The following is a 10293-nucleotide window of genomic DNA, read 5'->3' as shown; positions in this document are numbered from 1 at the left end:
CTTGGCGTGAACAGCTACAACAATGTCAGCGCCACGCCGAATGATAACGGGTCCTACACGCTGCATTTCGGCGGCTGCGAGGATGGCCGAATCAACTGCATCCCGATCACGCCCGGCTGGAACCATTCCATCCGCCTCTATGAGCCAGGCGCGGAAATCCTCGACGGCAATTGGACCTTTCCGACCTTCGAGCAGGTCGATTGACACCGGGTTGGCGGCAGCGTGACCCAAGCCGGGAAACAGACCCTGCCAAGGAGCGCGCTTCCCGTGTGAGCCCGCCCTTGGGTTTGCATTCTCTTGACCCGACGCCAGCTTTGGGTCGGTCGCGATAAGGATCAAGCCTGCGCGATCGTCATGTCTCGCAATCGCGGCATTCTTCAAGAAGGGCGGGAACCGGATGTTCTCTACAGGCGCAGCCGGATACCGGCCAAATCCCGGAAGCAGACCTTGAAGACATCCAACCACGCGCGAGGCTCGCTGGAGTGCAATCGCCTCCTTCGCGGAGAGACTCTCCGTCACCGAATGGCCTCGAAAAGAGGCTCACCCGCGGCGCCACTTGGCACCGTCGTTCCGAACAGATCGCTCAAGGTGGGCGCCACGTCGACGGTGGCGACCGGTCGGGCAATACGTGCTGGCTCGATGCCAGAGCCCGCGAAGATGATCGGGACATGGGTGTCGTACCGCCATGGAGAGCCATGCATCACCGCGACCGATCCATGATCGAACAGGAACGAATAGGGTGCTTGGGCGACATAGATATCTCCCGATCTTTGCGGGTGGAAGTTGCGACGGATCGGAGCTTCGAGGAAATCGCCACGCTGTTCGGGCAGCGGCTCGCGTGGCATGGCGATGGCGATCCCGTCGCGCGCTTCAAGCGAGAGAGAAATCGCCTCCTCGATATCCCGGACCGACGCACCGGCCTCGGCAATCGCCTTGTGATTGAGGTAGATATAGGGCCGGAAGAAGAAGTTCACCGCGCCCTCGATGCCATGGGTTTCAGCTATCTCGGCGTTCAGTTCCTCCTGCAGGTCCTGGTTGGTGTTCCGCTCTACGGTGAACCCCTGTTCGGCCACGAATTCCGGCATTTCGGGCATGCCGTGATCGGCTGACAGGACATAAAGGATGTGGTCTGACCCGACCTCTTCGTCGAGAAACTGCATGAACTCGGCCAGCGTCCGGTCCAGCCGTCGGACAATTTCCTCGTTTTCGAGGCTCGAGGGGCCGAAGAAATGGTTCACGGCATCGACGGAGGAAAAGCTGACGCTGAGCAGGTCCGGCCAGCTGTCGCGGCCCAAGCCTTCGGCTGTCACGGCGGTCTTGGCGAACTCGGCTGCCAGTTCATCGCCAAGCGGGCTCACGAGAACTTGGGAGTAATAGATCCCGTCATCGGGTGTGCCGAAGGCGTGCGGGAAGGTGCGGCCAAACCCTTTGAGGTCGACCTCGTAGGGGCGGTCGTCATTGGCGGCGAGCAGGTAGCTGTCGGCTTCGCCGCTCAAGGCCCATGACGTGCCTGTGGCCGCATCGGCCGGGCGTGCCGCGTTCCAGTCCAGCGCCCATGTCGGGTAGTCGTCGTAGTAGTAGCGGCTGGTCTCGAAGGCCCCGGTGGTGGTCGAATACCAGAAGGCCTTACCGACATGGCCTGCCATCGCAACCGCCGAACGGTCCTTGCCGGATACTGCAAAAACCTTGGAGCGGCCATTGTTCGACTTCACCAGTTCGTCGGCGAATGTCGTGGCCAACAGGTTGACCGGAGATCGCCCACCAGCCTGCGCAATTGCCTGAGCGGGATCGAGTTGCTCTCCGTCACCGCCAAAGCCCGGCACCGGCAGGATCGGGCTTTTCGGATCTTCGATATTGTAGCCCAGCTTGCCGGTGGCGCGGTTGAGCCAGACATTGCCGACCATCCCGTGTTCGGACGGGTGCGCGCCGGTGGCCAGCGTGGCGTGGCCGACGATGGTTTCCGTGTTCGCATGCAGGTGATGGGCGTTGGTGTACCAGACGCCACTGTCGAGCAGCCGGTTGAACCCGTCGGGGCCGAAGCTGGGCCGGTATCGCGTCAACAGGTCGCCGCGCATCCCGTCGACGGTCAGTTGCACGATCAGGCGGATGTTGCCGATGTCCGGCTGGGCCGCAAGCTGCAAGGGAATGGAGCAGGCCAGGAGGATGGGAAGCGCTCTGTGCATTGTCGGGACCTCTTTTCGGTTTGCAGTGGCTGAACCCGGTCTTTGTCCAAGGAACGGGTTACAGGTAGTTCATCTGCTTGGTGATCCAGAAGAGGATCTCCGCCAGGACGCCGATCGGGCCGGCCTTGTCGGTCATCACCAGCGAGGTGCCTGAGGCGCCGATGGGCAGCGAACCCAGGTCGATCCCCTCCGGGATCGCGACAATGACCGGATACTCGCCGCTTCCGCGCAGTTCCCGGAGGTTCGGCAGGCCGGTGCGCGTGTCCAACGCCCCTTCCGCGGTTCCCGGCGGCATTCCGGTAATGCGCGAGGCGAACTCGAACCCGGGAATAGTCCGAAGCGCGATGCGGATCTCGTCCCCGACCTCGACATTGCCGCGGCTCGACTGCGGCAGAGTCGCAATCAGTTCGCGGTCCCCCGGGATCATGAAATTGATCGCCCCACGCACCGTCGTCGCAGGGTGACACCGGTGACCTTGCCGTCGGCCGGCGCGCGGATGACGGTCTGTCCGAGATTCCAGCGCGCGGCCACGAGCGCGTTCTCGACCTCGGCCACCCCGGCATCGACATCCCCCACTTGCGCCGCGATCCGTCGCTTCAGGCCCGCCTTACGCGCCTCGGCCGACCGAAGACCGGCCTTGAGCTGGTCGATGGTGGACACGGCCTCTTGCAGTTGGAAGGTCGTGGAGGCACCGCGATCTTCCAGCTCGATGATGTCATCGCGGCGTTGGATGCCAAAGGTCAGCTGCGCGTTCAGCGAGTCGATCTCCGCCTCTGCTGCTTCAAGGTCCAGCCGGAGCTTGTCCGCAGCCGACCGCGCGGTTTCGAGCGAGGCTTCGAGCCGTGCAACCTCTGCGGCAAAGACCGTGTCGTCGATCTTGAACAGCACCTCGCCTTCGGCGACCTCCGCGCCGGGCTCCACGACCACCTCGGTCACCCGGCCAGCCACGTTCGGCACGATGTTGGTGACCACACCCTGCACCGAAACCCGCCCGGTCGGTGTGGTGTGGTTGAGTGCGCCGATGACGACAAGCGCGATCACGAGGGCGCCGGTCCAGACAATCCCCTTGAAGAAGCCGTTCCATGGCAGCAGTTTCATCTTGAAAAACAACAGCCAGACAAGACCGGCATAAAGGCCAAGGACGATCAGCATTCTGGGAACTCCCGTGGATCGAGGGGCGTAACGCTGCGCGCGGGCAGCGCGTCAGACGTTTTCGGCGAAACCGAGGCTCTCCGGCAGGAAAGTCTCTTCGATGGTCAGGACACTGCGTGCCAGGCCCTGGTTGTGGGAATAGCGGAAGAGGGTCTCGAGCGTCTTGCGATTGGGTTCGATCCCGTAGGGATAGAAGTTGCGCCCCATCAGCGCCCGCGTGTCCTCCAGTTCCTGCGAGTACCAGGGCAGCATGTCCGTGGCCCAGGTCCAGCGGTCCTTGGTCTCGTAGGCAAGCATCTTCGACCGCGAATAGGCGTCGAACACCGCGCGGGCGAGCCAGGGATGCTCGGCGGCGACATCGCGGCGGATGGCGAGGACATGCATGATCGGGAAGATGCCGGTGCGCTCGAACCAATCGCGCTCCACGGCGCGGAAATCGGGAAAAAGCCGTTCGATCCGCGCATCGCCGGCGATGAAGGCGGCGGGTGTTCCGGCATGGAACAGGGCATCCACTTCGCCTTCCAACAACAACTCGGATTCGTCGAGCCCCGGTGTGCCGGTGGTCACGGAGATGCCTTCGGTCAGGCGTTGTTCCTGCGCAGAGATATTTCCAGCCTCGCCGGCCGAGCTGTCCTTGACCGATTGCACCCATTCGATCTCGGAGGGCTTGAGCCCGTATTCATCCTCGAAGATGCCCCGAATCCATGTCAGCGAGGTGGAGGAATAGCCGGGTGTGCCGATGCGGCGGCCTCTCAGGTCTTCCGGCTTTTCGATCCCGGCGCCGGCGCGCACGAAGACGCTCTTGTGCCGGAACTGCCGCAGCAGCGGTATCGGGAGCAGCGCGTAGTCGCGGAAGCCCTCATTGGCATGGGCCAGCATGAAGGGGTGGAGGCCAAGCTCGGTGATCTCGCGCGTACCGTTGCCGGAGAAGGCGGCGGTGTTCATGTCACCAATGGCATCGGCCACCAAGGTTGCCTGCGTGCCTTCGATCTCCACGCGGCCATCGAAAAGCGCTTCGGTCCGGTCGAGCAGGTAGCTCGATACCGTGATCGGCAGGGCCGTCTGCGCGGTGGCGCGCGTCGTGCGGAGAAATGCGGGGCTGGCGAGCAGCGCGGCGCCGCTACGGAGGAAAGCTCTGCGGATCATGTGCATGGTCCTTTTCCAAAAGGGTTATGGTTGGTGCGTGCGCTCACTTGGGAAACAGCAATGTGGCCCCGACCGTTACGCCCCAGCCTTCAGGCCCAGCGTCCGGCGCGATGGCCCAATGGCGCGCGGTCGCCGACAGGCTGACGCGTTGACCGCCGATAGTGACCAGCTTGCTGGTCTTGAGATTGATCGGCACGGTCCACTCTTCGTTGACCCAGTCATAGGTGCTCTCGGTATTCACAGAGAAGGTCCAGGCGTCCTGCGTGGTATAGCTGACGAAGGGTTGTAGGAACGTGTCGCTCTGGCTCGGCGCGGCCTCCTCGATATTCCAGATATGGTTGGCCAGGATGCCCACGGTCCAAGGACCGGATTGCTTCAGGGCGATGCCGGTCAGACCGGCGCCCCATTCGTTGCGGCCCGGGCGGTTGTCGGGATTGGCCACGTTGTCGAATGGAATCTGGAAGACCGGGCCAACGCCCCAGGTCAGGCCATTTGCCGTTGGCAGTTTCGGAGAGAAAAAGAAGCTTTGCAGCACATCGGCAAGGCCGTCTTTCGTTACCCCGGAGTCGGGCTCGCTCAGCGACACGAAGGGAAGGATCGTCCGCGAGATGACGTTCCAGTTCTCGGAGATGCTGAAAGGAATGACGGGTTTGACGACAAGGCCGGTTTGCGATCCCTTGCCGTCGGTTCCGAGCCCATCGTCATGGAACATTTCGATCGGCACCGAGACAAGGGACGCAATCGGATTGGCAAGCTGCTTGGCAAGCTCTTCCTCGGATTGCGCATTGGCCGCGGCTGCTGGAGCGCAGACCGCGCCGAGGACGAGCAGGCGGTGAAAGAACTTTTGGACATTCATTGATGTCGGGCTCCTATCCGAGCTTGGGCGGGCCAACGCACATTTCCCGAAACCAACTGACGGAGTTCCCGGCCTTCACATGGAAGGCCGGGACAGGATCGGCTTACTGGCCGATGTCCGGGTCCATCGCCGGATCGAAGGGCAGATCATCCAGGTGCTCGATATACTCGAGCGGATCGAAGGGCAGATCCTTCAGGACCAGTTGCGGGTTCTGTTCTTTCTTCAGCGCTTCGGACGCATTGGCGATCCCGGTCCACGGGATGCCATGCTTCTCGGGCCGGTCCGGATAGCTCTCTTTCCAGAGGTTGTGGCGCAGGAGCATCCTGTTGAACGGCCGCTTGAGGTGGATGAGGTTGGTCAGCATCGGCTGCACCTCGCGCGGGTCGGACGGCAGGAAATAAAAGGCCGCCGGGATGCCGCTGGCATCGCCCACCGGATCGGGCGAGATGAAGTGCCGCTTGTAGTCGCCCTTGACCACCGCGCCCAACTGCGGGCCGGCATAGGTAAAAGTGTAGTCACGGCGGCTATGGGTATCGCCGTTCAGCAGCAGCGAGGTCTGGTCCAGACCGTCGATCACCCGATCCGTCGGCACGTTGTCGAGCGCGCCGGCGAGGCTGGCAAAGGTCGTGAACAGATCGGTGATATGGATCATGTCGCCGGCCAGCTGATCCGCCTCGATGGTGCCGGGCCAGACCGCAAAAGCCGGAACGCGCACGCCGCCTTCAAGGAAGTCACCCTTGCCGCCGCGGAAGATGGTCTCGGCAAAGCCGGTGCCCGGGGGCGGGTTGTGCGACATCGGTCCATTGTCTGCCATGGCGACGATCAGCGTGTTCTCGGCAATGCCGAGCTCGTCGAGCTTGGCGCGGATCTCGGCAATCATCGGATCGACAGTGCATTGCAGACCGTTCTGCAGCAGGGCACGGGCCCGCGTGCACTTCTCGCGCGTCGGCAGGAAGCTCGCCATCATCGGCCAGTTGGCGACGTAGAACGGCTGTTTGGCTTCGACATTGCGCTCCATGAACGCAAACATCCGATCGAGCCCTTCGGCGTCGATCATCTCGTAGGTTTCATATTCGTTGTCGCGCCATTGCAGCGTCTCGCCACCCTTGGTGCCCTCGGCCACCATCACCCAATCCTTGGTGACGAATGTGTCGTCGAGCTTGTAGGGATCTTCGACCAGCATGTCTTCGAACAGGCCGATGGAGGCATTGCCCTGTTCGGCGATGCGGGAGTTCAGCGACAGGATCTGGTTGTAGCCGGTGAACAGCGCCTCGTCGAAGCCCTGATTGTGGGGATAGCTTTCCTCGATATCACCCAGATGCCACTTGCCATAAAAGGCCGTTGCATAGCCGGCATCGCCAAGGACCTCGGCCATGGTCACTTCTTCGGCCGCCAGCCCGTGGCTCTCCTGCAGCATGCCGATGTTGTACATGCCCGACCGGATCGCCAGGCGCCCGGTCGCGGCGGCGGCGCGGCTGGGAGTGCAGCCCACTTCGGTATACATACGGGTGAACATCATGCCGTCTTCGGCCAGGGCGTTGATGTTCGGCGTGTCCAGGCCGCGCACCGATTGAATCGCCGGGATGCCCAGGTCGCCATAGGCCGTGTCGTCCCACATGATGTGGATAAGGTTGGGCGGCGTACCGAACTTTTCTTTCAGTTCCGCAAGCTTGGCCTGAAGGCCGGCATCCTCGGTAGCCCATCTCTCGCTGTTCTGAGCCTCCAGGACGTAGTACTCGGCGTCATGGACAATCCCGCCGGGGCCTTCTGTGCTCTGCGCGAACGCAGCCCCGCCGGCCACCGCGGCCATGGAAAGGGATGCCGCGGCGAAAATGCCTCCGTGCATCTGGTCTCGAAATATCATGAGTAGTGCTCTCCCTGTTGCGATTGCTTTGACCGGTCCCGCCTCCTTCATCGTGCGTGGAGCCAATCGTCTGTTGGTCTGACATAGAATGATTGCCGTTGCGGGCGACCGGATTTCCCGATGGTTGTCTGTCGTTCCGTCGTCAGATTAAGCGACGGAACGATTGAACCGTGATCGAAATTCCGCAAAAGTGAGCGCATCGTGGCGTCATGGGAGGAAGCTCCATTCAAATCATTCAGGCGTCATTTCAGGATATTGACGTCTTGTGCGAAAGCGTCAGAGCGTGGGACGTCGAGTTCTACCCGCTCTCTCGAGACCGGTCGGTCAGGACTGTCGGAACGCTGGTCCAGGGCGTTGGTCGGGATGCAATCTTTTCTTACTCAAGCTACGCGCCCGGCCTCTCGATGTTCGGAAGCACACCCGAGGGGCAAGTTACCTTCAACGTGATGGAACCGTCGCAACGTCGGTATTGGGTGCGCGGCCACGATGTCGATTCCGACATGGTGTGGGTCTTTCCCGTCGGCGCAGAGCTACGCAGTGTTTCTTCCCCCGGGTTCGAGGTCTACACGCTGTCCGCGCCTCCCGAGAAACTGGAACGCGTGGCAGAGGCGCTTGAACTGCCCGTGCCTCCAGGTTCAAAACGACCGGAGACCTTTCCTGTTCGGCCGAAGGACCTCGAAAAACTTCGGATGTTGCTTCGTCTCCTGCGCGATGGACATGCACCCTTTCCCGTCAATCCCTTTGAGGAAGCTCTCCGTTTGCTGGTGCCGGCCTGGCTTGGATCTTTTGCCTCTGATAAAAAAAGGCGACCCACGATGCGCGCACGGGATATTGCGGTGCGCAAGGTATTGGAACTTCAGGATGAGCCTGATCTCGTGCGTTTCTCCCTTGATGACATGTTGAAGGTAGCCAATGTCAGCGAGCGGACCCTGCAATATGCGTTTCGGGAGCGTTTTGGCGTCACTCCGGGCGCATTCATAAAGGCAAAACGCTTGACCCTCGTGCGTTCCGCACTTCGTAGGGCCGATCCCGACGATTCCTCGGTGGGAGAAGTCGCAGCACGGTTCGGCTTCTGGCATGTCGGCCAGTTTGCTGCCGACTATCGGAACGCCTTTGACGAGGTCCCCTCGAAGACTTTGGGGCGTTCGAACAGCTACACTGTGTAGGTCACCTTCTGTGTAGAGGAACGGCTCACCCGAAGAAACGGGCCCATGCACAAGACGGCAGATCTTGCTGACAACGCCTTGGGTAAAAGCTGCGCTTTACGTGAAAAACTGGCATCCTGCCGAGAGAAGGTCGGGTGACGTGTCACAGGTGCTGCGCGATCTATGAAAGTCAGGTTTAGGGAGGCACTGCAGTCGGACGAAGCACGCAAGCGAAGGTCGGCTACGGGCCGGCTTCGTCGGTGGCCGGCTCGGTCGGATTGATAGGCCCGCCGCAACGCAGAAACCTGCAAGAAGGGCGTATTTCGTTGAAAAACTCTGCTTGTTTGGTGCCCTGATCGCTGATTCAATTCTCTCGGTGAAGCGGGGGATGTTGGCGATGATGGGACCGAGGCAGGAAGCGCAGGCGGCACTGTTCTACGAGTTCTCGCTGGAAGGTCATGTTCCCCAAGATCATCTACTCCGCTTGATTGATCCCTTTGTCGATCTGAGCAGCATCCGCCCTCACCTCGCTCCTTTCTACAGCCATACCGGGCGCCCTTCGATCGATCCAGAGCTGCTGATCCGCATGCTGCTGGTGGGTTATTGCTTCGGCATCCGCTCGGAGCGCCGGCTCTGCGAGGAGGTTCATCTAAACCTCGCGTATCGGTGGTTCTGTCGGCTCGATTTGAGCGATCCGGTCCCGGATCATTCCAGCTTTTCGAAGAACCGGCACGGCCGTTTCCGCGAGAGTGATTTGCTGCGGCATCTCTTCGAAACCGTCGTCGCACGATGCATCGCCGAGGGGCTGGTCAGCGGACAACGCCTGGCGGTGGATGCCAGCCTGATCGAGGCGGATGCCAACAAACAGAACTCGACGCCGAAGGAGGAGTGGGACCGCACAGCCATCGATCCGGCGGACGCGCCGCGTGCCGTCCAAGAGTATCTCGAAGTGCTGGATCACGAGGCGTTCGGAGCCGCCAGCGAGGTCGAACCGAAATTCACCTCCCATTCCGATCCCGCGAGCCAATGGACGGCAGCGCGCAAGGGCCCAGCATTCTTCTCTTATTCCGACAATTACCTGATCGATACGGACCACGGGGTGATCGTGGATGTCGAGGGAACGCGGTCGATCCGGCAGGCAGAGGTCGGGTCGACACGGACGATGCTGGATCGGGTGAAGGCCAGGTTCGATCTGCATCCCGAACGCCTGATCGCGGACACCGCCTACGGCACCGGGCCGATGCTGGGCTGGCTGGTCGACCGGAAGATCGCGCCGCACATCCCGGTGCTCGACCATTCCGGGCGTAGCGACGGCACCTGGACCCGGGCGGACTTCGAGTGGAACGCCGAGAAGGACCAATACATCTGCCCGGAAGGCCACGAGCTGAAACAGTTCCGCCGGAACTATTCCGACCCGAACCGGGGGCCGACCGGCAAGGGCGTCGCCAAATACCGCGGCCTCAAGCTCACCTGCCAGGCCTGCCCCTCGAAGTCACGCTGCTGCCCGAATATGGACTTCCGGTCCATCACCCGCGAGGAACACGAAGATGCCCGCCAGGTCGCTCGCGACATTGCGAAGACCCGCCAATACGACATCTCGATGAAGCTCCGGAAAAAGGTCGAGATGCTCTTTGCCCACCTCAAACGCATCCTTGGCTTGGGCCGACTGCGATTACGTGGCCCAAGCGGCGCAAATGACGAATTCCTACTCGCAGCAACCGCCCAGAACCTCCGCAAACTGGCCAAGATCTTTCCCGCACCGCAGAAAACACGCAAAGCCTGACAGGAAAGGCACTCGCGCTTCATTTAGATCACTACTTTCTGCGCCAGCAACTCGTTGTTTTTCCACAGAATCGGCGGAGAGCCGACCTTTGCGGCGACTGCGAACTTGGCCGTTTGTGTAGACACATGCAGACATCCAGATTTCAACGTATCGTCACTCAAAGC

General features: G+C 61.5%; 9 protein-coding genes. 3 read left to right on the top strand and 6 right to left on the bottom strand.

The genetic code is table 11. The features are described 5' to 3' along the window. Positions 1 to 204 (top strand): hypothetical protein (locus R3X27_RS23625; RefSeq protein ID WP_317711373.1); only part of this gene is annotated, 204 nt, incomplete at its 5' end. Between the two features lie 311 nt (positions 205 to 515). On the opposite strand, the gene R3X27_RS23620 is transcribed toward R3X27_RS23625, so the two are convergent. The 6 genes from R3X27_RS23620 to R3X27_RS23595 all read right to left on the bottom strand — a co-directional run bounded on the left by R3X27_RS23620 (position 516) and on the right by R3X27_RS23595 (position 7201). Then, complete coding sequence (locus R3X27_RS23620; RefSeq protein ID WP_317711372.1) at positions 516 to 2183, bottom strand: alkaline phosphatase family protein; 1668 nt, start codon at positions 2181 to 2183, stop codon at positions 516 to 518. A 58-nt stretch (positions 2184 to 2241) separates the two neighbouring features. Beyond that, positions 2242 to 2610, bottom strand: a complete 369-nt coding sequence (locus R3X27_RS23615; RefSeq protein ID WP_317711371.1) for a hypothetical protein — start codon at positions 2608 to 2610, stop codon at positions 2242 to 2244. Further along, entirely contained in the window at positions 2607 to 3335 is a 729-nt protein-coding gene (locus R3X27_RS23610) for an HlyD family secretion protein (protein ID WP_317711370.1), read from the bottom strand. The genes R3X27_RS23615 and R3X27_RS23610 overlap by 4 nt, the downstream gene beginning before the upstream one ends. 51 nt (positions 3336 to 3386) lie before the next feature. Then, positions 3387 to 4481, bottom strand: coding sequence for an ABC transporter substrate-binding protein (locus tag R3X27_RS23605; RefSeq protein ID WP_317711369.1), 1095 nt, complete (start codon positions 4479 to 4481; stop codon positions 3387 to 3389). Positions 4482 to 4524: 43 nt separating this feature from the next. Further along, the gene (locus R3X27_RS23600) at positions 4525 to 5337 is read right to left on the bottom strand and encodes a transporter (RefSeq protein WP_317711368.1); all 813 of its coding nucleotides are present in this window, start codon (positions 5335 to 5337) and stop codon (positions 4525 to 4527) included. Between the two features lie 103 nt (positions 5338 to 5440). After that, complete coding sequence (locus R3X27_RS23595) at positions 5441 to 7201, bottom strand: sulfatase-like hydrolase/transferase (RefSeq protein WP_317711367.1); 1761 nt, start codon at positions 7199 to 7201, stop codon at positions 5441 to 5443. 209 nt (positions 7202 to 7410) lie between these two features. Here R3X27_RS23595 and R3X27_RS23590 point away from each other — a divergent pair, with 209 nt between their 5' ends. Beyond that, entirely contained in the window at positions 7411 to 8367 is a 957-nt protein-coding gene (locus R3X27_RS23590) for a helix-turn-helix domain-containing protein (RefSeq protein ID WP_317711366.1), read from the top strand. A gap of 376 nt (positions 8368 to 8743) precedes the next feature. Further along, entirely contained in the window at positions 8744 to 10129 is a 1386-nt protein-coding gene (locus R3X27_RS23585; RefSeq protein ID WP_317711365.1) for an IS1182 family transposase, read from the top strand. Positions 10130 to 10293 lie beyond the last annotated feature (164 nt).

Origin of the sequence: Tropicimonas sp. TH_r6, assembly GCF_033101155.1 — a bacterium.
In the GTDB taxonomy this organism is placed as follows: domain Bacteria; phylum Pseudomonadota; class Alphaproteobacteria; order Rhodobacterales; family Rhodobacteraceae; genus Tropicimonas.
This window is presented reverse-complemented; position numbering and strand designations above follow the sequence as displayed.

What these genes read in the sequence shown, in the direction of transcription:
- R3X27_RS23590 (WP_317711366.1), top strand. Translation starts at nt 7,411, where the DNA reads ATGGGAGGAAGCTCCATTCAAATCATTCAGGCGTCATTTCAGGATATT.
- R3X27_RS23600 (WP_317711368.1), bottom strand. Translation starts at nt 5,337, where the DNA reads ATGAATGTCCAAAAGTTCTTTCACCGCCTGCTCGTCCTCGGCGCGGTC.
- R3X27_RS23610 (WP_317711370.1), bottom strand. Translation starts at nt 3,335, where the DNA reads ATGCTGATCGTCCTTGGCCTTTATGCCGGTCTTGTCTGGCTGTTGTTT.
- R3X27_RS23595 (WP_317711367.1), bottom strand. Translation starts at nt 7,201, where the DNA reads ATGATATTTCGAGACCAGATGCACGGAGGCATTTTCGCCGCGGCATCC.
- R3X27_RS23615 (WP_317711371.1), bottom strand. Translation starts at nt 2,610, where the DNA reads ATGATCCCGGGGGACCGCGAACTGATTGCGACTCTGCCGCAGTCGAGC.
- R3X27_RS23585 (WP_317711365.1), top strand. Translation starts at nt 8,744, where the DNA reads ATGATGGGACCGAGGCAGGAAGCGCAGGCGGCACTGTTCTACGAGTTC.
- R3X27_RS23620 (WP_317711372.1), bottom strand. Translation starts at nt 2,183, where the DNA reads ATGCACAGAGCGCTTCCCATCCTCCTGGCCTGCTCCATTCCCTTGCAG.
- R3X27_RS23605 (WP_317711369.1), bottom strand. Translation starts at nt 4,481, where the DNA reads ATGATCCGCAGAGCTTTCCTCCGTAGCGGCGCCGCGCTGCTCGCCAGC.